We start from the raw sequence: 22,971 nt of genomic DNA, 5'->3' as shown, positions 1-22,971 counted from the left end.
TACTATGACCTTGCTCCGCTTCGCGAGGGTCCGATCCGGCCCATCGCCATGATGACATCGTGCTCCAGTTTTGCCCGACGTGTCAAACGGCATTGGCTTCGGCCGAGGGTGGCCATCCCTAAGATGGAGCGGACGTCCGCGAAGCCGAAAGTGCAGCCAGGCTTTCGGCCACCCTCAGTTCGAACGATCGGGCCATCTGCTGTTTCGCAACAACGAGCGACCGCTCGAAATGCGCCTGCGCCTGTTGGACATCAGGCGGTTCGAACGCCAGCGTCACTTCTCCGGCGATGCGGCAGGCTTCCGCTTCCTGCCAGCGTTCGCCACTTTCGCTAATCCTCAGCAACGCCTCGTCACACCGCCGCTGCGCGTCGTCAAGCCGTCCGATCCGAGCGTAGGTCGCGCTCAACGTGCTGAGATACCACGGCGCATAGGCCGTCGCGCCGGTGGATCGCATCGCCGCAATCCCAGCCTCGATCATGTCGACGGCAACGCGGTCCTGCCCCTCGAGCGCGAGGACGCGGCCGCGCAACAGCGTCCCATAGGCGTTCCAGAAGCGTGATCCCTTGTCGTCCGCGAGCTGCATGAGCTCGCGGGCGAACTCGGCGGCGGCATCGAGCTTGCCCATGTAGATCAGCGTGAGTGACACGTGGGCGAGTGCGTACATCAACGTGGCGGCGTGACCGAATTCGCGGGCCTCGCGGATTGCACGCTCCGCATCAGCGGTCGCGGCGTCGATCCGACCCAGCGCCCACTGCGAAAAGGCGCGCCACGCCAATGCAGACACGAGCACATCGTGGCCAAACCGAATCGCCAGCGGGCGATGCTCGGCGTGATGATACAACGCCACTACGCGGTCGAGCTCGGCGGAGCCGACGGTCAAATCCCCGGCGAGCACGAGGGAAATTCCCATCAGGAGGTACCCGATCATGATCGGTGTGCTCGCCTGCCGTTGCTCGGCGAGGGCCTGGAATTGGGCGGCCAGCTCCCGCGTCACATCGGCCTGGAACGACATGCGGCTTGCGACCCAGAAGCCGTAGAGCACCGAAAAGAGCAGAAGAGGATCGTCCGTCGTATCCCCGAGCTTCTCCGCATGCTCGATCAACGCGCGCGCCTGATCGAAGGCCGCCCCTGTCTCGGGGGCCGCATGGCCTTTGGTGTGGATGAGGGCGTTGGCGAGCTCGATTTGCAACGTGATCCGCTCACGCCGCGACAACGCGGTCTCGGGGGACATGGCGATCAGGTTAAGGGCGCGAGCGAGCTGTTCGGCCGCTTCGACCAACGCCGATCGGGACAACGAGCGCCTTCCGGCCCTGCTCCACAGGCCTGCCGCCTTCTCAAGCAGGCCGGCTTCGGTGTAATGTCGGGCCAGCACTTCCGGCTGGCTCTCGGCGATATCGACGAAATCGATTTCAATGGTCTCGGCGAGCGCAGAGTGGAGCGCGCGACGCTTCTCACGCAGGAGCGTGCCATAAGCCGCTTCCTGGACCAGCGCGTGATTGAAGACGTAGTTCGCATCCACTGGCTCGCCCTGTGGCTCGCCCTGGCGAAATACCAACCCCGCACCGACGAGACGGTCGAGCGCACGTCTCAGCTCAGGCTCCATCAGTGGCACGATGGCGGCGAGCAGCGCATGGCTGAATTCGCGACCGATCGTAGCCGCGATCTGCGCAACCTCCTTAGCAGGACCAAGCCGGTCCAACCGCGCCATCAGGGATGCGTGAAGGGTGGCCGGCACCGAGCTTGCAGCCGCGGGGATCGCTCCGACGAGTCGCATTTCGGTGCCTGCCTCCAGAACGGCCTTGGTCATCTCCTGGACAAACAAGGGTATGCCGTCGGCACGATCGATAATCTCCTTGCGGATGTGGGCCGGAAGGGGCTGCTCTCCGAGCACCTCATCGAGGAGAGCTTCGGTCTCCCGCGCACCAAGCCGGGTGAGCGTCATCGCTGCGATGTGAGGCCGTACGGCCCAGGGTGGTGCAAATTCGGCCCGGAACGTCGCGACCAGTAGCACGGGAAGGGCGGCAATCGCATCGATGAGCTGGCCAAGCAGTTCGAGGCTGGTCGGATCGATCCAATGCAGGTCCTCGAAGATCATGAGAACAGGATTGGAGCGCGCCTGGGTCTGGATATCCAGCACGATCGCTTCGAGCATTCGTTGGCGGCGCTGCGCCGGCGTCAGGCCATCGGCTGGATAGCGGTCGTCATTGGTGAGCTGGAGCAGGTCGGCAAGGGCTGCCCTGTGCGAGACAGGCGCCGATGAACGGCCGAGCACCGCGTCAAGTTTGTCCAGGCGTGCCTTCTGATCATCTTCGCGTGTAAAATTCGCGCGCCGCTCGAACTGCTTGACGATCGGATGAAGCGCCGAATTGGTATGCTGCGGGGAGCAATAGTAGCGCAGCTGCGTCGGCGCATTCGCGGCGACCTGCTCCAGAATTGCAGCCACCAGGCGCGATTTGCCGATGCCGGCCTCGCCGGCAATGAGGACGACTTGCCCGTCGTTCGTTCGAGCGCTGGACCAGCTCTGCGCCAGCACCGCGCATTCGCGCTCGCGTCCGACCAGGGCGCTCAATCCGCGACGATGCAAGGCTTCGAAGCGGCCGTCGATAGAGTTTGTGCCTTCGACCGCCCAGGCCTCAACCGGTCCCGCGAGACCCTTGAGTTGTTGGGCTCCCAGACTCGTCATCAGAAACAGATCGCCGACCAGCCGTCGCGTTGCGTCCGCGATCACGACCATTCCAGGCCCGGCAACGGCTTGCAAACGGGCCGCCAGATTCGGCGTTTCGCCGACGACACCGCGTTCCTGCGCCTCTCCGGAGCCGACGATGTCTCCGACAACGACCAGTCCCGTTGCGATCCCGACACGCACCTCAAGTCTGCCGGGGGCCGCCGTATCGAGCTTTCCGACCGCAGCAACGAGCCCAAGTGCTGCCTGCACGGCGTGCTCGGCATCGTGCTCATGGGCCCGCGGATAGCCGAAATACACCAGCACGCCGTCGCCCATATATTTCGCGACGAAGCCGCCGTTCTGCTCGACGATCGTTGCGCAGGTCCGGTGGTATGCACCGATGATCTTCCGCAGATCCTCCGGATCGAGCTGCGTCGACAGCGCCGTCGAGCCGACGAGATCGCAGAACATGACCGTCAACTGGCGCCGTTCGGCGACATCACTCGCCGTGTCCGCCGACGCGGTGGAAGATGCGGTGGTGTCGGTGGCGTTCAATTCGCGGATTGCGCGCAGGATCTTCTTGCGATCGCCGAGGACGATTCCCAGTTCCCGCAGGTCCTGGTCGTTGAGATCTCCCAGCACGGAGATATCGATGCGATTTTCCAGAAACCGCTGGGCATAGGCGGACATGCCCAGCTGCTCGAGCCACTCTTCGATTTGCTGCATTCAATCCTCGACCCCGGTGCAATCTGGCGCGGGGTGGTGGCCGGATCAAGCGGTAACAACGGGGCTGAGCGTCACGGGTTGGAGCTTGGCGCTGCTCAGACCCGCGATCGGTGCCATGATGACATCGTGCTCCTGTTTTGCCCGACGTGTCAAACTTCCCTGAAGCGCCGGCTCAAATCGCTCCGCGCCAAATTCCCCAATGATTTGTACTGTGCATGGGGTTGTATTCGCGGTTTTGTTTTGCGGGCCGACTACTCCGCTGCTTTTTCTCGTAAACGCTGCGCATAGACGTTGATGATCAGCGCCGCCAGCAGGATCACACCGCGGATCAGGATTTTCAGGAAGCTGTCGATGTTGACGTGGTCGAGGCCGTTGTTGAGGACGCCGAGCACGAACAGGCCGACGATGGTGTTGCCGATGCCGCCGCGGCCGCCGAACAGGCTGGTGCCGCCGACCACCACGGCGGCGATGGAGTCGAGCAGGTAGGTGTCGAACTCGTTCTGCTGCGCGCTGCCGAAATGGGCGACGCCCAGCATGCCGCCGATGCCGGAGCACACCGCGGAGATCACCATGACCGCGCCGAGGATGAGCTTGACGTTGAGGCCGGAATATTCGGCCGCCTCGCGGTTGCCACCGACCATGTAGACGTAGCGGCCGAAGCGCGTGTAGGTCAGCACCAGGTGCCCGCCGAGCAGCATGATGGCTGCGACGATGACGATCCACGGGATTCCGCCGATCGAGCCGGAGCCGAGAGTCGTGATCAGGTCCGGTACCTTGTAGGCGATCTGGCCGCGCACCAGCAGCGCCGAGATGCCGGCTGCGATCTGCATCATGGCGAGCGTCATGATGAAGGAGGGGATGCCGATCACGGTCAGCCCCAGCGCGTTGACGAGGCCGAGAGCCGCGCAGAGCAGGATCGACAGGATGATCGCGATCGCGCCGGGCAGCGGGATGTTCGGAATGTTGACGTAGGATTCCTGGAGCGTGAAGTAGGCGACCGCGATGCCGGTGACGTTTGCGATGCTGGCGATCGACAGGTCGATCTCGGCGCACAGGATCACGAAGGTGAGGCCGACCGCGATGATGCCGGTCACCGACACCTGCGTCAGGATGTTGCCGAGATTGTCGATCGTCGCAAAGGAGGGGCTGGCAAGAGCGAAGAACGCGGAGAGGAAGATCAGCGTCAGGAACGGCGCGATGTTGCGCATCTGCGAGCGCAGGAAGGGCGCAAGGCCCCTTGCGCGCTGGCCCGCCACTGGTGCCGTCTCACTGCTCGCCATGGTGCTTCTCCGTCACGCCGCTTCCAGCAGGCGGTCCTTGCTGACCGGCTCGTTCTTGAATTCCCGCACCACCGCGCCGCGCTTGAGCACGAGGATGCGGTCGGCCAGCGACAGCACCGTTTCCGGCTCGGTCGACAGCACGATAATCGCGAGCCCCTTGGCGCGGAGGTCGCGGACGATGTTGATCACGTCGTTCTTGGCGCCGACATCCATGCCGCGGGTCGGCTCGCACAGCACCAGCAGTTTTGGCGGATAGGTCAGCCATTTCGCCAGCGCGACCTTTTGCTGGTTGCCGCCGGAGAGCATGCCGAGGTCGAGGCCGACCACCGGCGGCCTGATCTGGAGCTGCTCGACCTGGCGCTTGGCGATATCGCGCTCCTGCGCCGGCTTGAGCAGCAGCGAGGAGATGCGGTCCAGGATGCTGATCGAGATGTTCTTGTAGACCGGCTCCTGGTGAAACAGCATCGCGCGCCGGCTCTCCGGCACCAGCGCCACGCCGGCGCGCCGCGCCGCCGCCGTGCTGGCAAATGTCTTTGGCTTGCCATCGACGGCGAGGGTGCCGGCGTCCGGCTTCAGCTTGCCGAAGAGGATGCGCGACAATTCCTGCTGGCCGCAGCCCATAAAGCCGTAGATGCCGAGCACTTCGCCGGCGCGGGCCTCGAAGGAAACGTCCTGAAGGCTCCGCGCCAGCGACAGCTGGTCTACCTTCAGCACGACCGAGCTGTCGCTCGGCCTGGGCAGCATCAGATCGTCGCTATAGCTGTGCTCGAGCGCTTCGCCGCCGCGGCCGATCATGGCCTCGATCAGCGCGCCCTTGCTCGTCGCGGCGCTCGCGGTCTCGGCGACCTTCCGGCCGTTGCGGAAGACGGTGACCGTATCGGACACGCGAAGAATGTCCTCGATGAAATGCGAGATGAAGACGATGGCCGTGCCTTGCTCCCGCAGCCGCCGCAGGGTCGTAAACAGCCGCTCGACTTCGGGCGGCGAGAGGGCGGAGGTCGGTTCGTCCAGGATGACGATGCGGGCGCCCGAGAACAGCACGCGGGCGATTTCGATCAGCTGCTGCAGCCCGATCGGCAAGTCGCCGAGCCGCGACATCGGATCGACGTCGATGCCGAATCGAGACAGCTGCTCGCCCGCCTCGCGCGCCATGCGCCGCCATTGCACGAGGCCAAGGCGATTGGTCGGCTGGTTGCCGAGAAAGACGTTCTCCGCGACGGTGAGATCGGGCGCGACGGAGAGCTCCTGATGCACCATAGCGATGCCGGCCGCATGCGCATCGCGCGCCGAGCGGAAGTGGGTCTGCGCCCCGTCGATCAGGAAGCGGCCGGAGAATTCGGTGTGCACGCCGGCGATGATTTTCATCAGCGTGCTTTTTCCAGCGCCGTTCTCGCCGACGAGACCGTGGATCTCGCCGGGAAGAAGCGCGAAGTCGACACCACGAAGCGCTTCGACGCCGCCGAAGCTCTTCGTGATGCCCTGGAGTTCCAGGATGGGCTGTTGACCCTCAGGCATATGGAGGATTTCAGATCAGGAAGTGATCCTGCATCCACTGCATGCCGGCGGCATTGGCCTTGGTCACGACCGGGCCGTCGGTGACGACGTTCTTGGGAATGCCCTGGCCGCTCTTCTCGCCGCCCGCGACCGCAGCGACGCCCGCGATGACCGCGCCGCCATGGATCCGGCAGGACGGATTGCGGACGGTTGCGAACATGCGGCCCTCGCTCACCGCCTGGATCGCCGGCGGCATCGCGTCCACACCACCAATCAGGATGTTGGTGCGGTTGTGCGCCTTCATGATGTTGGCGGCCGCGAGCGCCATGTCGTCATTGTGGAAGAACGCCGCGTCGATCTGCGGGTATTTGGTCAGATAGGTTTCCCAGAGCCGCGCGGTCTTGGAGACGTCCCAGTCGGCCGGCTGGGTGTCGAGCACCTCGATCCCAGGGAATTGCTTCACGACGTTGTTGAACCCCTTGGCGCGGCCCTGTGCGCCGGTGTGGCCGAGCGCGCCCTGGGTCATGATGATCTTGCCCTTGCCGCCCATCGCGTTGCACAGCGCCTGCGTCACCGAGGCGCCCATGAACTCGTTGTCGGGGGCGAGGAAGGAATGGACGTTGATCTGGTCGAGCGGCGCAATCAGCGTGTCCATGTCGATTACGGGCGTGCCGGCGTCGATCATCTTCTGCACGGGCTGAGTGAGGGTGCCGATGCCGAAGGCCTGGATCGCAACAAAGTCCCATTTCTGCGAGGCCATGTTGTCGATCGCCGCGCGCTGCTTCACGGCGTCAAGCTGGCCATCGAACCAGGTGACCTCGACGTTGAACAGCTTGCCCCAGAATTCCGCGGCCTGCTTGCCCTGTGCGCACCAGGTCGCCTGCAGGCCGGCATTGGAGAATGCCGCCTTCAGCGGCTTCTCGCTTCGTCCGACTTCGGCCGCCAATGCTGGATTTATGCCCATGCTGCCGAGGATGGCAGTTGCGGCGCCGGCGGTCGCTGCCGCCTGAAGAAGATCGCGCCTCGTCGTCGAGAAATCTTTCGTCCCGGACATCGCTCGCTCCCATATCGTTTTTCGTCGGCGCGTCATTGGTTGCGCTACCGATCCCGGAAAGTGTCTCACAATCGAAGAGTTCACGCCACCCAATCTGCAACGCGGGAGTTGGTGCAGCGCAAAGCGCTACGCTGCGATGCCAGCGAACGCCTCGATCTCGATGAGCAGCGCGTCCCACGCCCGCGCCATGCCCGGCGACCAATCGGCGCCGAGCAGTTCGCGCAGCGTATCCCTGAGGGTGGCGAAGAAGGCGATGAACAGCTCGCGCGGCGTGCCATAGGCATCGTGCGAGGCGACTTCGCAGGCGATCAGCCGGAAATGGCCATTGCGTTCGCCGGCGAAGTCGAGAATCGCCTCGATGGTCAGCGCAAGCATCGATCCCATCACGAGCTCGCTGCCTTGCGAACGGAACATCGCCCGCGTTTCGGGGTGCTCGTTGAACAGCCGTTGATAGACGAGGGGCGTGAGATCGGCGCAGCGCGAGGCCGCAAGCTCGAAGCTTTGCTCGATCGGATTGGGAGAAGCACTCATCGGCACATCAGCCGCTAAAGACAAAAAAAGAGCGGGGCCCTAGCCCCGCTCAAAAATTGTGCCGACCCTATTATCCCCGATTCTAAGATTTGATCTTGATTGGCGGGGCGACGCTGCGTTTTGCGCGCCAGGGGCTCCTCCCGAGACTTGGACCACCAGACTTTGACCTCGCGGCTAGCCTGAGCAAGAGGGATGCTAGATCAACTTTTCTCACTTGTCATCATTTTCGGCAACGATTGTTCAAAATTCGAGCAGCTGACGAAATGATCGGGCTTTTAACCCTATAAGCATATGACAAATATAAGAAATCTGTGGATGGGCAAAGGTGGCTGGACTGCCTCAAAAGCTGGAGCTCCGCGTTCAGTGAGGCCTGTTGATCACATTTTTCCAGAAATTTGCGCCATCCCAACAAGGCGGCCGACGTGACCTCGACTCGGGGCGGGGCTGGTGTTTAGTTAGCAGACGAACGAATGGTTCGGCGGATGCGCGCTCGGCTGCAAAAATTCCTACCCATCGTCCTGCTCGCTTTAGTGATGCAGGTGCTGGCGCCGATTGCCGCCTGCTGGGCGGCAGGCCAGGCCATGGCCGATCCGCTTGGCACCGGTGTCATCTGCCACAGCGTTAGCGAGCAGGGCGGTCCGGACGACCAGGGCACGCCGATAGCGCATTCAGGTGCCTGCGCATCATGTTGCCTGGCGCAGGCGGGCGCGTCGCTCGATTCGCCGCCGCAGGCCACGCTCTCCATCCCCTTCCGCCACGCCGAACGCGTGGTCTGGCACGCGGCGGATACCTCTATCTTCATTTTCCGCGGCGGATCCAACGCCCAGGCGCGCGCACCACCGCAGGCGACGTGAGAGCTTCGCGGCCAGACCTTGGCTGCTCGAACTGACACGTCAATCTGCGGAGACCTTCGATGTCGATCTCTCACACGCGTGCGGGCCTTTGGGGCGCCGCGATCGCGCTTATTCCACTATCCGGCGGCGCAGCCCACGAAATCGTCGGCAACCGCTTCTTCCCGGCAACGCTCGGCATCGATGATCCCGGCGTGAACGATGAACTGTCGCTTCCCACGGTGGACAGCTTCAAGACCGGCGATGTTCCGCCCGTTCGGCAGCGCGACGTGTCGGGAGAGTTTTCCAAGCGGATCACCGAGGATTTCGCGATCTCGTTTGGTACGACCTACACCTTTCTCGGTCCGATCGACCCGACGGTGCCCGGAGCCAACGGATTCCAGAACCTGGACACCATGTTCAAGTATCGGGTGTACAAGAACCCCGAGCATGAGTTCGTTATGTCGGTAGGCCTGGGTGTGGAATGGGGCGGCACCGGCTCCTCCACTGTGGGCGCCGAAGCCTTCAACCACTACACGCCGACGGTCTTTTTCGGCAAAGGGTTGGGAGACCTGCCAGACACAGTGTCCTGGCTCAGGCCGGTCGCGATCACCGGTCAAGTCGGCTATGCAATCCCGGGGCGGAATTTCACGACAACCTTCGGGGTTGATCCTGACACCGGCGCACAGACCGCCGACACCGAGTTCCACGCGCGCGTGCTGAACTGGGGTGGGACCATTCAATACAGCATGCCCTACCTGAAATCGGCCGTGGTCGATCTGGGCCTGCCGGATTTCATCAACCACCTGATCCCATTGGTCGAGGCCAATTTGCAAACGCCGGTGGCGAACACCCTGACCTCGGGAACGTTGACTACCGGAACGATCCAACCCGGCGTGATCTGGGTCGGCAACACCTTCCAGTTCGCGGTCGAGGCGCTGATCCCGATCAATCGGCAAAGCGGGACCAATGTCGGCTTTATCGCTCAATTGCATTTGTATCTGGACGACATCGATCCGCGCGGGATCGGCAAGCCGATCTTCGGCGGAGCCGTTCAGCCTGCAAGCCCGTTTGCAAGGAATTGACTTATGCGACGCTCATCTCTGGCTCTGCTGCTGCTGGCTTCTCTGACGACCGGCCAAGCAAGCGCCCACGCTTTTCTTGATCATGCCGAGCCACGTGTCGGCAACAAGGTCGGAAGCCCTCCGAAAGAGGTCACACTCTGGTTCACGCAGAAACTAGAGCCAGCGTTCAGTTCTGTCACGGTGACTGGTCCCTCTGGACAACGCATCGAAGCCGGCAAGGCGCGCGTCAGCGGCAACCAGATGTCGGTCTCGGTGAAGGGCGGTGGTGCGGGCACCTATCACGTGAACTGGCGCGTGTTGTCGGTGGATACCCATACGACCGATGGGAACTTCACCTTCGAGGTTGGTCCTTAAGGGCGTTGCTGCCGATGGATTGGTCCGCAGGTGGGGCACCTTTGGTTGCGACGCGCGCTGTGCATTTTGCGGCAACGGCGATCATGGCCGGAAACATCCTCTTTCGTGCCGTGATCGCCGAGCCCGTCTTGCATCCGGAAACGACCGTGGCTGCCGTGTTCCGGAGCCAGGCGCAACGGGTGTCGTGCATCGGCCTCGTCACTGCCGTGATCTCCGGCGGGATCTGGCTGTTGCTTCAGTGCTCCGCAATGAGTGGGTTGCCGCTCAAAGATGCGTTGACCGCGGATGTGCTATCGACGGTCGTCAACGAAACACAGTTCGGCCAGGTAATGATCGTCCGGGTCGGATTGGCAATCTTGATAGCCGCTTGCTTGGCCTCCGACCGCGTGCCGATTGCACAGCGGCTTGGACTGATAGCCTCACTCGCGTTCGCGGCAAGCCTTGCCTGGACAGGCCACGCCGCGGCCACCGTCGGCGCAATGGGCAATCTGCATCTTGCGGCGGATGCGCTCCATCTGATCGCCACCGCAGCATGGTTGGGCGGCCTGTTGCCGCTGATCCTGTTGCTGGCCGTCACCCGCGGCGACAGCGCCAAACCGCTCGCCCGCGATGCGGTCGATCGTTTTTCGACGCTGGGCATCATCAGCGTGATGGCGCTCATGCTCTCGGGCTTGATCAATGCCGCCATCCTGGTTGGCTCCTTTCGCGCGCTCTTCGCCACCAGCTACGGACAATTGCTGCTGCTGAAGCTCGCCCTGTTTGCGGTCATGCTGGCGCTCGCAACGGTCAACCGCCTGTTGTTGACACCACGGCTTGCCCAGTCCGGCGCGGGTGGGCTGCGCTGGCTGACACGCAACAGCGCTATTGAGCTGGCCCTTGGCGTTGCCATCATCGCCATTGTTGGGCTGCTCGGCACGCTGCATCCCGCCATTCACCTCGTGATGTGAAGCAATGAGAGAAGAAGCCTATCGGTGCAGCACCCGCTCGCGGGGGGCTTGGCTCGCAAGGCTGAGGGACAGTCTTTCGAGAGAAGTTTGTCCTGGGGCAAGCAGGACCAGGATGCGATCTCGACACTGCCGCCACTTGGTGCTTAGTTAGCAGACGAACCAATGGTTTGGCGGATGCACGCGCGGCTGCAAAAAAAATTCCTACCGATCGTCCTGCTCGCGCTAGCGATGCAGGTGCTGGCGCCGATCGCCGCCTGCTGGGCGGCGGGGCAGGCTGTGGCCGATCCGCTCCAGGCCGCCGTCATCTGTCACAGCGCAAGCGAGCAGGGTGGTTCGAACGACCGTGGCGCGCCATCAGCGCATGCCGGGGCGTGCGCCCTGTGCTGCCTGGCGCAGGCCGCCGCATCGTTCGATTCGCCGCCGCAGGCCACGCTCTCCATTCCCGTCCGCCACGCCGAACGTGTGGTGTGGCGCGACGCGGATGCGTCCTCCGTCGCCGCCCATAAGGGCTCAAGCGCCCAGGCACGCGGACCTCCCCAGATTTCCTGACGACCTTCGGTGTCGCCGCGGCCCGTCCGCCGGCGATTGATGTTGTCAATTGGTCGGCGAAGCAGCCGGCTTCAGGAATGTCTCATGTTTCGTCTTCTTTCTTTGCGGAACGCGCCTGCGCGCGGGATGCTGCTCGTGTCCGTATCGGTCTGCGCTGTCCCCATCGCCGCCGTCGCCCAGACTGGTCGGCCGGATCTTCCACCCGTTACTGTCGATGCGCCGAAGGACAGGCGCACGGTCCGTCAACCGCGCAATGCTGAGCGATCACCCCGAATCGCGCGAAGTGCGCGCACGACCACGGCTCCTCCGCAGACAGCGAACGAGCAGGGGCGCGGCGGTCCAGGTGCGCTGACGGTTCTGACCGCGCAGCAAGCGCTGGCGGAAATCAACCAGACTCCCGGTGCCGTGGCATTGGTGCCGGCCGAAGCCTACAGAAACTCGACGCCGTCCAACACGATCAAGGACATTCTGGATTACGTGCCTGGCGTGTTCGCGCAGCCCAAGTGGGGCGATGACACCCGCCTTTCCATCCGAGGGTCCGGCCTGTCGCGCAATTTCCATCTGCGTGGTGTTCAGCTCTATATGGACGGCATTCCGATCAACACGTCCGACGGATACGGAGATTTCCAGGAGATCGATCCGACCGCTTATAAGTATGTCGAAGTTTACAAGGGTGGCAACGCGCTACAGTTCGGCGCTAATTCCCTTGGCGGCGCGATCAATTTCGTGACGCCGACCGGACGTGACCCGTTTCCAAATGGCGTTTCGTTCGACCTTGGCGGTTTCGGCTTCAAGCGGCTGCAGGCGAATGCAGGCGGAGCGAACGGACCCTGGGACGGCTTTGTCACCGCTTCCACGCAAGCCGTCGACGGATTTCGCGATCATAGCTTCGGCTCGAGCAACCGTCTGAGCGGTAACGTCGGCTATCAATTCTCGCCAGATCTCGAGACCCGGTTCTACCTCAATGCCAACGAAGTTCGGCAGCGCATACCCGGCACAGTCACAAAGACTTCGGCCTTGACGGACCCGGAAGCCGCCGCTCCTGCGAACGTTGCGATGGATCAGCAGCGCAATATCGACACGGTGAGGCTGGCGAACAAGACGACAGTCCGGTTTGATGACACCAAAGTCGAGTTCGGCGCCTTTGGCGTCGATCGCCACCTGATGCATCCGATCTTTCAGTGGCTGGATTATCGCTACAAGGACTACGGAGGATTCGCGAAGGTGACCGACGACCGGGTCATTGGCGGCTTCCGCAACAGGCTGGTCGCTGGCGTGTATGTCCTGAACGGTAGTATCGATAATCAGCAATTCGCCAATCTTGGCGGACAGAAGGGCGCACTGCTCTCTTCCTCGATCGATCGGTCCGAAAATACCTCAGCCTATGTCGAGGATAGCTTCTTCTTCCTCCCGAATGTTGCGGTGATCGGCGGCACGCAATTTCTGTACGCGACCCGCAATCGGCAGGACCGATTCCTCAGCGACGGCGATCAATCGGGCGCAACGCGCTTTAACCTATGGTCCCCCAAAGGCGGTCTCCTGTGGCAGATTGATCCGACCTGGCAGGCCTTTGCCAACGTCTCGCGGAGTGCGGAGGTGCCGAGCTTCGGTGAAAGCTCGAATGGTCCCGGCATTCCGTTCATTCCGTTCACCAGCATCCGCCCCCAGACCGCGACCACCTACGAAATCGGAACGCGCATGAAGCGGCCGGATTACGCGTGGGAGCTCACAGTCTATCGGGCCAACATCCGCGACGAGCTGCTCTGTCTCTATAGCGCCTTCGGCAATTGCAACGTGACCAATGCCGACCGCACTATCCACCAAGGAATCGAGGCCGGTGCGGGCGCGGCAATCTTGCGCGACATCTTCTTTGCCGGCCCCGCCCCGGATAAAATCTGGCTCAATCTCGCCTACACCTTCAATGACTTCCGTTTCGACAACGATCCAGCCTTCGGAAACAATCAGTTGCCGGGCGCGCCGCGCCACTATCTGCGTGCGGAACTCCTCTACAAGCACCCAACCGGCCTCTATTTTGGACCCAATGTCGAATGGGTGCCGCAGGCCTATTTTGTCGACAGCATGAACACGCTGACGACAGAGCCCTACGCGTTGTTGGGATTGAAAGCCGGCTTTGACAATGGCGGCCCGTTCTCAGGCTACGTCGAGGGGCGCAATCTTACCAACAAGACCTATATTGCCAGCGCGAGTATTATCGATCGGGCCGCGGCGACGTCACCATTGTTCGAGCCGGGCTCGGGCCGGGCGGTGTACGCCGGAATGAGGTATCGATGGTGATGCGCGAACAACACTTGGGTCCTTGTTTGAAGGCACCATCTCGATAGGGACTGAAGGTCGTCACGGAAATGCCGAGGGTCATCCTCGGTCGAAATGATCATCAACGAGGTAATCAACATGAAAAAGGCCAAGCAAACTCTTCTCGCAATTTCACTGTTTCTAAGCGCGACCTCCGTCGCACTGGCCGAGGATATCAAGGCGGGCGATCTCGTTATCTCCCAGGCCTGGAGCCGGGCTACGCCGGGCGGTGCAAAGATCGCCGGTGGCTATGTCACGATCGAGAACAAGGGCGCGGCGCCAGATCGATTGCTCGGCGGAAGCGCCGACATCGCAGGCAAGATCGAGATTCACGAGATGGCAATGGACAACGGCGTCATGAAGATGCGCCCCCTCGACATGGGCCTGACCATCGAGCCCGGCAAGACTGTCAAGTTCGCGCCTGGCGGCTACCATCTGATGCTGGAGCAGCTCAAGGGTGCGCTCAAGCAGGGTGACAAGGTCCCGGTCACGCTGGAGTTCGAGAAGGCCGGCAGGGTCGCGATTACCCTCGACGTGCAGGCCGTCGGCGCGCAGGCGCCGGGTGATGCCGGACATTCCGGCCACATGGAGATGAAGAAGATGCCGGATCATTCGGGAATGAAGATGTGATGAGACCGATCAAATCTCCCATGATCTCGCGTCGAACGATCAGGAGCCTTGCGATCGGAGCGGTAGCGTTGCTGTCAGTCGCAGCAACGCCGCTTGCGGCGGCGACCGACGACGACAGCTTCTTCACGCATCTGCATACCGAGAAGGCGATGGCCAATGTGACGGTCTCGCCGGGCCGCGCGGGTCCGGTTGAGATCACCATCCAGTTAGAGACGACGGATGAGATGCCGCTCACGGCGAAAGCCGTGTCGGTGACGCTGGCGGACGTGCAGACCGGCAAGACGCTGGCGCCGGTTGATGCCTCGCGCGACGGCGATGATGGCTGGCGCGTGAAAGTGGCGCAATTGACGCCCGGCCGCTGGATGCTTGGCCTCGGAATTTCGATCTCCGAGACCGATCACGTCAGCGTGGAATCGCCGATCCTGATCAAATGATCATGCGGAGGAGAGCAAACATGTCGAAGATACCCTGGCTGATCCTGATGGCTGCGCTTGCCGCATCGCCTGCGGCGGCGCACGTCTATCTGGAAGGCAAGCAGGCCACGGTCGGTGCGTCCTACAAGGCCGTCTTCGCCGTGCCGCACGGCTGTTCCGGCTCGCCGACGGTCAAGATCCGCGTGCAGATCCCCGAAGGCGTCATCGCGGTGAAACCGATGCCGAAGGCCGGCTGGAACGTCGATGTCGTCGAGGGGCAATATGCCAGCGCGTACGACTTTCACGGCAACAAGCTGACTTCGGGCGTGAAGGAAGTGGTCTGGTCCGGCGGGAAGCTGCCGGACCACAATTACGACGAGTTCGTCGTCAGCAGCTTCCTCACCGACAGCCTGAAGCCCAACACCACACTGTATTTCCCGGTGGTGCAGGAATGCGAGAAGGGTGTCAGCCGCTGGATCGAAATTCCGGCGGAAGGGGCAGCGCAGACGCATGAGGACAAGTCGCCTGCGCCCGGTGTGAAGCTGCTACCCAAGCCGTAATGCGTCTTCTCGCTGCGCTCGCGATGCTGATCGTCGTCGCCGGCACTTCGACCGGCGCGTCGGCGCATGCGGCGCTGATTTCGGTCGAGCCGGCGAGCGGCAGCATCCTGGCGAGCGCGCCGAGGGCGGTGGAATTGCGCTTCAACGAGGCGGTGACCCCTGGCGCGATCCAGCTGATCGACGGCGCGGGCAGGGCGCGCGACGATGCGCGCGTCACGACATCCGGCGAGGGCATTTCCGTTGCGATGCCGCCGGACCTGCCGCAGGGCACGGCGGTCGTGAGCTACCGGGTGATCTCGCAGGACGGCCATCCTGTCGCGGGATCGGTGATCTTTTCGGTCGGCGCGCCGACGGCCACGCAGCCTCCGGCCAATGCGGACGGCCGCTTGAACGCGCTGATCTGGCTGTCGCGGATCGGTCTCTATCTCGGGCTGTTTGTCGGTGTCGGCGGCGTGTTCTTTGCCCGCTGGATCGCATGGTCGATGACGGGCATGAGCGTGCCACGCGCGGCGCTGCTTGTCGGCCTCCCGAGTGCCGTTGTGTCGCTGGGCGCGTTGGGTCTCGATCTCCTCGGCCTGCCGCCGGCAGCACTCGTGACCGCGGCTCCCTGGACCATCGCATTCGCGACCAGCGCCGGCCCCGCTCTGCTCGTCGCCATTGCGGCGATGCTGCTCGCGCTGATGGCGTTGGGCCGCGCGTGGTATGCGCGCGCTCTTGCGGCGGTCGCGTTCGCCGGCGTCGGGCTCTCGCTCGCCATGACCGGGCACGCTGCGACGGCATCGCCCGAGGTGCTGACGCGACCGGCGGTCTTCGTCCATGGCCTCGCCGTTGCTTTCTGGATCGGGGCGCTAGCGCCGCTGGCAGCGTTGCTGTCGAAGCCGACGCCGGCTGTGCTTCCGCTTTTGAACCGCTTCTCGCGCATCGCCATGCCGGTGGTCGCGGCGCTGGCGCTGACCGGCCTCACGCTTGCCATCATTCAGCTCGAAAAGCCATCCGCGCTGGTCGAGACCAGCTACGGCCTCATTCTCTCGGTCAAGCTGGCGCTGGTCCTGCTCCTGCTGGCGCTCGCTGCGCTCAATCGTTATCGGCTGACGCCGGCACTGGCGAAGGATCAGAGGGGCGCGTCCGCGCTCAGGCGCTCGATCCTGCTCGAATGCGGGGCCGCGCTCGGCATCTTCGCCGTCGTCGCCGGCTGGCGTTTCACGCCGCCGCCGCGGACGATGGTGCCGGAGACGCCGCTGGCGATCCACATCCACAGCGACAAGGCAATGTTCCAGGTGCTGGTGTCCCCCGGCAAGGCCGGTGTGGACGATTTTGTGCTTCAGCTCATGACCGGCGAGGCGACGCCGCTGAAGGCCAAGGAGGCGACGCTGACACTGAGTCTGCCCGAGCGAGGCATCGAACCGATGGAGCGCGACGCCGAGCTCGGGCCGGACGGCTATTGGCACGTGCGCAAGGTCGAGTTGCCGTTCGCCGGCCGCTGGCATGTGCGGATCGATGCGCTGGTGACCGATTTCGAGAAGATCACCCTCGAGGACGAGCTCGAGGTCTCGCCGCCTTAGGGCGAAACGGTTCAAGTCGAATCTGAAGGCAACGGAAAAATGACAGGAATTCCGCCGTGTTAGCGGCTTTTCCTCATTCCCGGCCTTGTGTTTTCGCTCCCAATCCGGTTTCACTGCGGGCCATCACTGATTCCCAGAGTATTCCCATGCGGTTGTCGCGGTTCTTTCTGCCCATTTTGAAGGAAAATCCGAAAGAGGCGGAGATCGTCTCGCATCGGCTGATGCTGCGCGCCGGAATGATCCGGCAGGAGGCGGCCGGCATCTATGCCTGGCTGCCGTTGGGCTTCCGGGTCCTGAAGAAGATCGAGCAGATCGTGCGTGAGGAGCAGGACCGTTCCGGCGCGCTGGAACTGTTGATGCCGACGCTCCAGCTCGCCGACCTCTGGCGCGAGAGCGGCCGCTACGACGCCTATGGCCCGGAGATGCTGCGCATCGCCGACCGCCATAAGCGCGAGCTGCTGTACGGACCGACCAACGAGGAAATGATCACCGAGATCTTTCGCGCTTACGTGAAGTCCTACAAGAACCTGCCGCTGAATCTCTATCATATCCAATGGAAATTCCGCGACGAGCAGCGTCCGCGCTTCGGCGTGATGCGCGGCCGCGAGTTCCTGATGAAGGATGCCTATTCCTTCGACCTCAACGAGGCCGCCGCGCGCGTCGCCTACAACAAGATGTTCGTCGCCTATTTGCGCACCTTCGCGCGGATGGGGTTGAAGGCGATCCCGATGCGCGCCGAAACCGGCCCGATCGGCGGCGATCTCAGCCATGAGTTCATCGTGCTCGCCGAAACCGGTGAATCCGGCGTGTTCATCAATCGCGACGTGCTGGACCTGCCGGTGCCGGGCGAGGACGTCGATTACAGCAGCGATCTGACCCCGATCATCAAGCAGTGGACCTCGGTCTATGCCGCGACGGAGGACGTTCATGATCCCGCGCGGTTCGAGCAGGAAGTGCCTGCGGACAAGCGCGTGAACACCCGCGGCATCGAGGTCGGCCAGATCTTCTATTTCGGCACGAAATACTCCGAACCGATGAAAGCGATGGTGGCGGGCCCGGACGGCGCGGACGTGCCGATCCACGGCGGCTCCTACGGCGTCGGCGTCTCGCGCCTGCTCGGTGCCATCATCGAGGCTTGTCATGACGATGCCGGCATCAAATGGCCGGAAGCGGTGGCGCCGTTCCGCGTCTCGATCCTCAATCTGAAACAGGGCGATGCCGCGGTCGATGCGGCCTGCGAGAAGCTCTATGCCGAACTGATGGCCAAGGGCGTCGACGTGCTCTATGACGACACCGACCAGCGGGCCGGTGCCAAATTCGCCGCCGCCGACCTGATCGGTATCCCCTGGCAGATCATGATCGGGCCGAAGGGGCTTGCCGACGGCAAGGTCGAGTTGAAGCGGCGCTCTGACGGTTCGCGCGAGAATCTGTCGCCTGCGGACGTCGTCGCGCGGCTGGTCGGCTGAATATTGTTCATCGCCCGATATCGCGGCCGCCAATCCGGCCACAATTGACCCCGAATCATGGGATTATCGAGCGATGGATGAAACCATGACTGAAACCGTTAAAACCGCGCCTTTCGCGCCCTTCGAGTGGATGCTGTCGGCGCGCTATTTGCGGGCGCGCCGCAAGGAGGGATTCATCTCGGTTATCGCCGGGTTCTCCTTCCTCGGCATCATGCTCGGCGTGGCGACGCTGATCATCGTGATGGCCGTAATGAACGGTTTCCGGAAAGAGCTGCTCGACAAGATCCTGGGGCTGAACGGCCATATCCTGGTCCAGCCGCTGGAATCGCCGCTGACCGACTGGAAGGACGTCGCCGAACGCATCAGCCAGGTCCAGGGCATCCGGCTGGCCGCCCCCGTGGTCGACGGCCAGGCGCTGGCGTCCTCGCCGTGGAACGCCTCGGGCGTGCTGGTGCGCGGCATCCGCTCCGACGACCTCAACAACCTCACCTCGATCGCCAAGAACATCAAGCAGGGCTCGCTCGAGGGCTTTGACGACGGGCAGGGCGTCGCGATCGGCCGGCGGCTCGCCGACCAGCTGTCGCTGCATGCCGGCGATAGCGTGACGCTGGTGGCGCCGAAAGGCGCGGTGACCCCGATGGGCACGACGCCGCGGATCAAGCCGTACAAGATCGTGGCCGTGTTCGAGATCGGCATGTCCGAATACGATCTCGGCTTCGTGTTCATGCCGCTCGCCGAAGCGCAGGCCTATTTCAACCGCAGCAGCGACGTCACCTCGATCGAGGTGTTCACAACCAATCCCGACAAGATCGACGCCTTCCGCAAATCGGTGACGGAGGCCGCGGGCCGGCCGGTGTTCCTGGTCGACTGGCGGCAGCGCAACTCGACCTTCTTCAACGCGCTTCAGGTCGAGCGCAATGTGATGTTCCTGATCTTGACCATGATCGTGCTGGTCGCCGCGCTCAACATCGTCTCCGGCCTGATCATGCTGGTGAAGGACAAGGGCAGTGACATTGCGATCCTGCGCACGATGGGCGCCTCGCAAGGCTCGATCATGCGGATATTCCTGATCACGGGCGCGTCCATCGGCGTGGTCGGCACGCTGGTCGGCTTCTTCGTGGGGCTCGTGATCTGCCTCAACATCGAGTCCATCCGGCAATTCCTGTCCTGGCTGACCAGCACCGAATTGTTCTCACCGGAGCTCTACTTCCTGTCGAAACTGCCCGCCGAGATCGATGTCGGCGAGACCACGGCCGTCGTCATCATGGCGCTGACACTGTCGTTCCTGGCGACGCTCTACCCGTCGTGGCGCGCCGCGCGCCTCGATCCGGTCGAAGCGCTGCGGTACGAGTGAGGGGCTGATGGAGCAGCAGCAGGGGGCGGAAGATGTACCGGTCATCTATCTCCACGAGATAAAACGGCAGTACCTGCAGGGCGAGGCGGCGCTGACGATCCTGGACAACGCCAAGCTCGCGCTGTGGGCGGGACAATCGGTGGCGCTGGTCGCGCCATCGGGCTCGGGCAAGTCGACACTGCTGCACATTGCAGGCCTGCTCGAAGCGCCCGATTCCGGCGAGGTCTACGTCAACGGCGCGCCGACCTCGCAACTGCCCGACATCGAGCGCACCCAGCTGCGCCGCACCGATATCGGCTTCGTCTACCAGTCGCACCGGCTGCTGCCGGAATTCTCGGCGCTGGAGAACGTGATGATGCCGCAGATGATCCGCGGCCTGAAGAAGTCCGAGAGCGTCAAGCGCGCCAAGGAGATTCTCGGCTATCTCGGCCTCGGCGACCGCATCACCCACCGTCCGGCGGAGCTGTCGGGCGGCGAGCAGCAGCGCGTCGCGATCGCGCGCGCGGTCGCCAATGCGCCGCGGGTGCTGTTCGCGGACGAGCCGACCGGCAATCTCGATCCGCACACCGCCGACCACGTGTTTCAGGCCCTGATGCAGCTGGTCAAGGCGACCAAGGTCTCGATGCTGATCGCGACCCACAACATGGAGCTCGCCGGCCGGATGGACCGGCGCGTGTCGCTGGCCAACGGCCAGGTCATCGAGCTCGACTAAAAAACGCTAAAACAACCCCATACACAGTAGACGGCCACGGCCGTCCACGATCGGGGTGACGCCTCCCAGTGACTTGATCAATCAGGCAAACCCGCCGCAGCGGCGCATCGCTGCAGCGGGTGGGCCGATTACGGCCGGATTACCGTCAATTTGAACGGTCCGCCATTGGCGGCGGCGTGGGCCACGGCCTCATTGACGTGGTCGAGGTCGAAATCCGTCGTCACATATTCGTCGAGCCGCAGCAGCCCTGCGCGCACCAACCCGATCAGACGCGTTGCCGCATCCGGCGGATACATCCAGACGCCGTGGATGGAGATGCAGTTGCGCATGAGCCAAGGGTAGGGCAGTTCGAGGCCCGGACCGCCCGCCATGCCGACGCCGCCCATCAGCACGACGCGGCCATAGGCGCGGACGGTCATGATCGCCGCGCGCACCACGCTGGTGCTGACCGAGGGCGGCATGATGTCGAACACGCAGTCGATCGGACCGGGCGCGGCGCGCTTCATCGCCTCGCAATCGTCGTTCTCGTTGCCGGTGAGCCTGACCGGTTTCACCCGCGCGCCGAAGCGGCGGACGAGGTCGGCCAGGATTTTCTCGTTGCGGCCGGGCGTCACCACGCAGGCCGCGCCCATCGCCAGCGCGACGGAGACGGCGGCGCTGCCGAAATTGCCGGTGGCCCCGCTCACCAGCACGGTCTCGCCTGCTTGCAAATTTGCGGCGAGAAAGCCGCCATAGGGCACCAGCGCCGTTCCCAGCGCGCACCATTGCGAGGCTTCTTCGGACGTGATCGCGCCGAGGCGCTTCACGTTCTCGGTCGGCACGCGCATCTGCTCGGCAAACGAGCCGTGGCGAAAATGCTGCTGCAGGCGCATGCCGCCCGGGCCGGCGGCCGTGAGCCCCTGCAGGGCGATATCGGGCGCCACGGCATCGTCACGCGAGCGCACCGTCGGGTCGCAGAACACCCAGTCGCCGAGGCTGAGCTTGGTTGCATCAGGGCCGATCGCGCGGACCCGGCCAATGCCGCCGGGGCCGGGGATGATCGGCAGGTCGAGCGCGTAGTTGCGCTCGCCGCTGAAAACCTCGTTCATGTAGGACAGGACGCGCGTGGCGACGACGTCGACAATGACCTCGCCGGTGCCGAGCACCGGATCCGGGGCGTTCTCGATCACCAGCGGCGATCCCAGGGATTTAAGTATAGCAGCTTTCATGATGTTCACCTCAGAGACGGGTGACACCCATATGCTCCGCCTCGGAGCAGGCATGAAGGCCTGGTATTATCCTAGTATTGCATCGGCCCTGTATAATGGACGCCCTGGCTCTTTGCAGGACGTCAGCTTGGCGTCAGAAAATTCGCCCGAACCTTTATGACATTCATATAGCCGCTCCACCCTTTGCTGTCTTACGCAGGACAAATCGAAGGGCGGTCGAGCATGGCGAACACCAGTGCATCTCAAGAAGCATCCGCATTGAAGCCTGCGGCAGCATTGGCCGTGTTAGGCGTGCTGACGTGGCTTCTCACACGGATTTGGCCCTGCCTTCTTGCGCTCGGCGGATGATCTCCCTGAGGAGCGGACGTAGGAGATAGTGGGCGTCCATCTTGCCGGGACGAGAAGGCCTGGTATTATCCTAGTATTCCCAAACCCTCCATCGCGGGAACACGCCATGGCCGATCCGCGCCGCGTCGAATTCGGCGATTTTCTCCGCTCCCGCCGCGAAAAGCTGTCGCCGAAGACGGTCGGCCTTCCTGCAGGTCAGCGGCGGCGCACCGCGGGGCTTCGCCGCGAGGAGGTCGCCCAGCTCGCTGGCATCGGCGTCGACTGGTACATCCGCCTCGAGCAGGGCCGCACCGTCAGCCCGTCGGTCACGACCGTCGATGCGCTGGCGCGTGCGCTGCGCCTCAGCAAGACCGAGCATGCGCATCTCAAGGACCTCGCGCGCGACGGCGCGCGAGGTGCGTTCACCCGCGAAGTGGTGCCGCCGCCCATTCTGCGGCTGGTCGAGAGCCTGCCGCATCCGGCCTACATCACCGGGCGGCGCTGGGATGTGCTGGCCTGGAACGAAGCCGCCGAGGAGATCTTCGCGTTCGGCCGGCTGCCAGAGGAGGATCGCAACACGCTGCTCTTGATGATGACCAACAAGCGCACGCGAAAATCCTACGGCGCGGCCTGGGCTGACGTGGCCAAGCGCATGGTTGCGATGTTTCGCGCCACCCACGACGTCTGGGCCGGCGATCCCGCCTTTGCGGAATTGCTGACGCGGCTGCGCGAAGGCAGTCCCGAATTCGTCAAATGGTGGGGCGCGCACGAAGTGCACGGCACCTTGTCCGGCCGCAAGACCATGACCCATCCGACCAAGGGTGAGCTGCATTTCGAGCACACCAGCTTTCAGGCCAATGACGATCCCGCGCTGAAGCTCGTGATCTACACGCCGGTGTGAGGACGCGGGC

General features: G+C 63.4%; 20 protein-coding genes. 14 read left to right on the top strand and 6 right to left on the bottom strand.

The features are described from left to right. Positions 1-118: 118 nt before the first annotated feature. The 5 genes from ACLFLU_RS24080 to ACLFLU_RS24060 form a co-directional block, all read right to left on the bottom strand. Complete coding sequence (locus ACLFLU_RS24080) at positions 119-3,355, bottom strand: adenylate/guanylate cyclase domain-containing protein (RefSeq protein ID WP_426414059.1); 3,237 nt, start codon at positions 3,353-3,355, stop codon at positions 119-121. A gap of 287 nt (positions 3,356-3,642) precedes the next feature. Next, a complete protein-coding gene (locus ACLFLU_RS24075; RefSeq protein WP_426407342.1) occupies positions 3,643-4,671 on the bottom strand; it encodes an ABC transporter permease in 1,029 nt (342 codons plus the stop codon). A 12-nt stretch (positions 4,672-4,683) separates the two neighbouring features. Continuing rightward, positions 4,684-6,186 carry a sugar ABC transporter ATP-binding protein gene (locus ACLFLU_RS24070; RefSeq protein ID WP_426407341.1) on the bottom strand — a complete coding sequence of 501 codons (1,503 nt, stop codon included), beginning with the start codon at positions 6,184-6,186 and terminating at the stop codon, positions 4,684-4,686. A gap of 10 nt (positions 6,187-6,196) precedes the next feature. Continuing rightward, positions 6,197-7,219, bottom strand: coding sequence for a sugar ABC transporter substrate-binding protein (locus tag ACLFLU_RS24065; RefSeq protein WP_426407340.1), 1,023 nt, complete (start codon positions 7,217-7,219; stop codon positions 6,197-6,199). Positions 7,220-7,345: 126 nt separating this feature from the next. After that, a complete protein-coding gene (locus ACLFLU_RS24060; protein ID WP_426407339.1) occupies positions 7,346-7,750 on the bottom strand; it encodes a globin in 405 nt (134 codons plus the stop codon). Positions 7,751-8,220: 470 nt separating this feature from the next. Here ACLFLU_RS24060 and ACLFLU_RS24055 point away from each other — a divergent pair, with 470 nt between their 5' ends. The 13 genes from ACLFLU_RS24055 to ACLFLU_RS23995 all read left to right on the top strand — a co-directional run bounded on the left by ACLFLU_RS24055 (position 8,221) and on the right by ACLFLU_RS23995 (position 20,525). After that, positions 8,221-8,604 (top strand): DUF2946 domain-containing protein, encoded by a 384-nt coding sequence (locus ACLFLU_RS24055; protein ID WP_426407338.1) that lies wholly within the window; start codon positions 8,221-8,223, stop codon positions 8,602-8,604. Positions 8,605-8,663: 59 nt separating this feature from the next. Beyond that, the gene (locus tag ACLFLU_RS24050) at positions 8,664-9,665 is read left to right on the top strand and encodes a hypothetical protein (protein ID WP_426407337.1); all 1,002 of its coding nucleotides are present in this window, start codon (positions 8,664-8,666) and stop codon (positions 9,663-9,665) included. A 3-nt stretch (positions 9,666-9,668) separates the two neighbouring features. After that, the gene (locus ACLFLU_RS24045; RefSeq protein WP_426407336.1) at positions 9,669-10,019 is read left to right on the top strand and encodes a copper resistance CopC family protein; all 351 of its coding nucleotides are present in this window, start codon (positions 9,669-9,671) and stop codon (positions 10,017-10,019) included. 83 nt (positions 10,020-10,102) lie between these two features. Beyond that, complete coding sequence (copD, locus tag ACLFLU_RS24040; RefSeq protein ID WP_426407335.1) at positions 10,103-10,966, top strand: copper homeostasis membrane protein CopD; 864 nt, start codon at positions 10,103-10,105, stop codon at positions 10,964-10,966. A gap of 174 nt (positions 10,967-11,140) precedes the next feature. Then, the gene (locus tag ACLFLU_RS24035; protein ID WP_426407334.1) at positions 11,141-11,515 is read left to right on the top strand and encodes a DUF2946 family protein; all 375 of its coding nucleotides are present in this window, start codon (positions 11,141-11,143) and stop codon (positions 11,513-11,515) included. Between the two features lie 84 nt (positions 11,516-11,599). Continuing rightward, a complete protein-coding gene (locus ACLFLU_RS24030) occupies positions 11,600-13,810 on the top strand; it encodes a TonB-dependent receptor family protein (protein WP_426407333.1) in 2,211 nt (736 codons plus the stop codon). 117 nt (positions 13,811-13,927) lie between these two features. Next, positions 13,928-14,458, top strand: a complete 531-nt coding sequence (locus tag ACLFLU_RS24025) for a copper chaperone PCu(A)C (protein ID WP_426407332.1) — start codon at positions 13,928-13,930, stop codon at positions 14,456-14,458. Beyond that, positions 14,458-14,892, top strand: coding sequence for a hypothetical protein (locus tag ACLFLU_RS24020; protein ID WP_426407331.1), 435 nt, complete (start codon positions 14,458-14,460; stop codon positions 14,890-14,892). The genes ACLFLU_RS24025 and ACLFLU_RS24020 overlap by 1 nt, the downstream gene beginning before the upstream one ends. A gap of 20 nt (positions 14,893-14,912) precedes the next feature. After that, positions 14,913-15,431 (top strand): YcnI family protein, encoded by a 519-nt coding sequence (locus tag ACLFLU_RS24015; protein ID WP_426407330.1) that lies wholly within the window; start codon positions 14,913-14,915, stop codon positions 15,429-15,431. Continuing rightward, a complete protein-coding gene (locus ACLFLU_RS24010) occupies positions 15,431-16,993 on the top strand; it encodes a copper resistance CopC/CopD family protein (RefSeq protein ID WP_426407329.1) in 1,563 nt (520 codons plus the stop codon). The genes ACLFLU_RS24015 and ACLFLU_RS24010 overlap by 1 nt, the downstream gene beginning before the upstream one ends. A gap of 146 nt (positions 16,994-17,139) precedes the next feature. Further along, the gene (gene proS, locus ACLFLU_RS24005; protein ID WP_426407328.1) at positions 17,140-18,459 is read left to right on the top strand and encodes a proline--tRNA ligase; all 1,320 of its coding nucleotides are present in this window, start codon (positions 17,140-17,142) and stop codon (positions 18,457-18,459) included. Between the two features lie 73 nt (positions 18,460-18,532). Further along, the gene (locus tag ACLFLU_RS24000) at positions 18,533-19,813 is read left to right on the top strand and encodes a lipoprotein-releasing ABC transporter permease subunit (protein WP_426407327.1); all 1,281 of its coding nucleotides are present in this window, start codon (positions 18,533-18,535) and stop codon (positions 19,811-19,813) included. Between the two features lie 7 nt (positions 19,814-19,820). Continuing rightward, positions 19,821-20,525 (top strand): ABC transporter ATP-binding protein, encoded by a 705-nt coding sequence (locus ACLFLU_RS23995; RefSeq protein WP_426407326.1) that lies wholly within the window; start codon positions 19,821-19,823, stop codon positions 20,523-20,525. 128 nt (positions 20,526-20,653) lie between these two features. On the opposite strand, the gene ACLFLU_RS23990 is transcribed toward ACLFLU_RS23995, so the two are convergent. Beyond that, positions 20,654-21,733 carry a zinc-binding dehydrogenase gene (locus tag ACLFLU_RS23990; protein ID WP_426407325.1) on the bottom strand — a complete coding sequence of 360 codons (1,080 nt, stop codon included), beginning with the start codon at positions 21,731-21,733 and terminating at the stop codon, positions 20,654-20,656. Between the two features lie 454 nt (positions 21,734-22,187). Between ACLFLU_RS23990 and ACLFLU_RS23985 the strand changes: the two genes are divergently transcribed. Then, the gene (locus ACLFLU_RS23985; protein ID WP_426407324.1) at positions 22,188-22,961 is read left to right on the top strand and encodes a helix-turn-helix transcriptional regulator; all 774 of its coding nucleotides are present in this window, start codon (positions 22,188-22,190) and stop codon (positions 22,959-22,961) included. Positions 22,962-22,971 lie beyond the last annotated feature (10 nt).

The organism is Bradyrhizobium ganzhouense, from assembly GCF_049949285.1.
Lineage (GTDB): Bacteria > Pseudomonadota > Alphaproteobacteria > Rhizobiales > Xanthobacteraceae > Bradyrhizobium > Bradyrhizobium ganzhouense.
The sequence above is the reverse complement of the archived record's forward strand: the minus strand, read 5'-3'. Positions and strand labels throughout refer to the sequence as shown.

Excerpts from the sequence above, each read along its gene's own strand:
- ACLFLU_RS24080 (WP_426414059.1), bottom strand. The coding sequence starts at position 3,355 with ATGTCCGCCTATGCCCAGCGGTTTCTGGAAAATCGCATCGATATCTCC.
- ACLFLU_RS24075 (WP_426407342.1), bottom strand. The coding sequence starts at position 4,671 with ATGGCGAGCAGTGAGACGGCACCAGTGGCGGGCCAGCGCGCAAGGGGC.
- ACLFLU_RS24070 (WP_426407341.1), bottom strand. The coding sequence starts at position 6,186 with ATGCCTGAGGGTCAACAGCCCATCCTGGAACTCCAGGGCATCACGAAG.
- ACLFLU_RS24065 (WP_426407340.1), bottom strand. The coding sequence starts at position 7,219 with ATGTCCGGGACGAAAGATTTCTCGACGACGAGGCGCGATCTTCTTCAG.
- ACLFLU_RS24060 (WP_426407339.1), bottom strand. The coding sequence starts at position 7,750 with ATGAGTGCTTCTCCCAATCCGATCGAGCAAAGCTTCGAGCTTGCGGCC.
- ACLFLU_RS24055 (WP_426407338.1), top strand. The coding sequence starts at position 8,221 with ATGGTTCGGCGGATGCGCGCTCGGCTGCAAAAATTCCTACCCATCGTC.
- ACLFLU_RS24050 (WP_426407337.1), top strand. The coding sequence starts at position 8,664 with ATGTCGATCTCTCACACGCGTGCGGGCCTTTGGGGCGCCGCGATCGCG.
- ACLFLU_RS24045 (WP_426407336.1), top strand. The coding sequence starts at position 9,669 with ATGCGACGCTCATCTCTGGCTCTGCTGCTGCTGGCTTCTCTGACGACC.
- copD (WP_426407335.1), top strand. The coding sequence starts at position 10,103 with ATGGCCGGAAACATCCTCTTTCGTGCCGTGATCGCCGAGCCCGTCTTG.
- ACLFLU_RS24035 (WP_426407334.1), top strand. The coding sequence starts at position 11,141 with ATGCACGCGCGGCTGCAAAAAAAATTCCTACCGATCGTCCTGCTCGCG.
- ACLFLU_RS24030 (WP_426407333.1), top strand. The coding sequence starts at position 11,600 with ATGTTTCGTCTTCTTTCTTTGCGGAACGCGCCTGCGCGCGGGATGCTG.
- ACLFLU_RS24025 (WP_426407332.1), top strand. The coding sequence starts at position 13,928 with ATGAAAAAGGCCAAGCAAACTCTTCTCGCAATTTCACTGTTTCTAAGC.
- ACLFLU_RS24020 (WP_426407331.1), top strand. The coding sequence starts at position 14,458 with ATGAGACCGATCAAATCTCCCATGATCTCGCGTCGAACGATCAGGAGC.
- ACLFLU_RS24015 (WP_426407330.1), top strand. The coding sequence starts at position 14,913 with ATGTCGAAGATACCCTGGCTGATCCTGATGGCTGCGCTTGCCGCATCG.
- ACLFLU_RS24010 (WP_426407329.1), top strand. The coding sequence starts at position 15,431 with ATGCGTCTTCTCGCTGCGCTCGCGATGCTGATCGTCGTCGCCGGCACT.
- proS (WP_426407328.1), top strand. The coding sequence starts at position 17,140 with ATGCGGTTGTCGCGGTTCTTTCTGCCCATTTTGAAGGAAAATCCGAAA.
- ACLFLU_RS24000 (WP_426407327.1), top strand. The coding sequence starts at position 18,533 with ATGGATGAAACCATGACTGAAACCGTTAAAACCGCGCCTTTCGCGCCC.
- ACLFLU_RS23995 (WP_426407326.1), top strand. The coding sequence starts at position 19,821 with ATGGAGCAGCAGCAGGGGGCGGAAGATGTACCGGTCATCTATCTCCAC.
- ACLFLU_RS23990 (WP_426407325.1), bottom strand. The coding sequence starts at position 21,733 with ATGAAAGCTGCTATACTTAAATCCCTGGGATCGCCGCTGGTGATCGAG.
- ACLFLU_RS23985 (WP_426407324.1), top strand. The coding sequence starts at position 22,188 with ATGGCCGATCCGCGCCGCGTCGAATTCGGCGATTTTCTCCGCTCCCGC.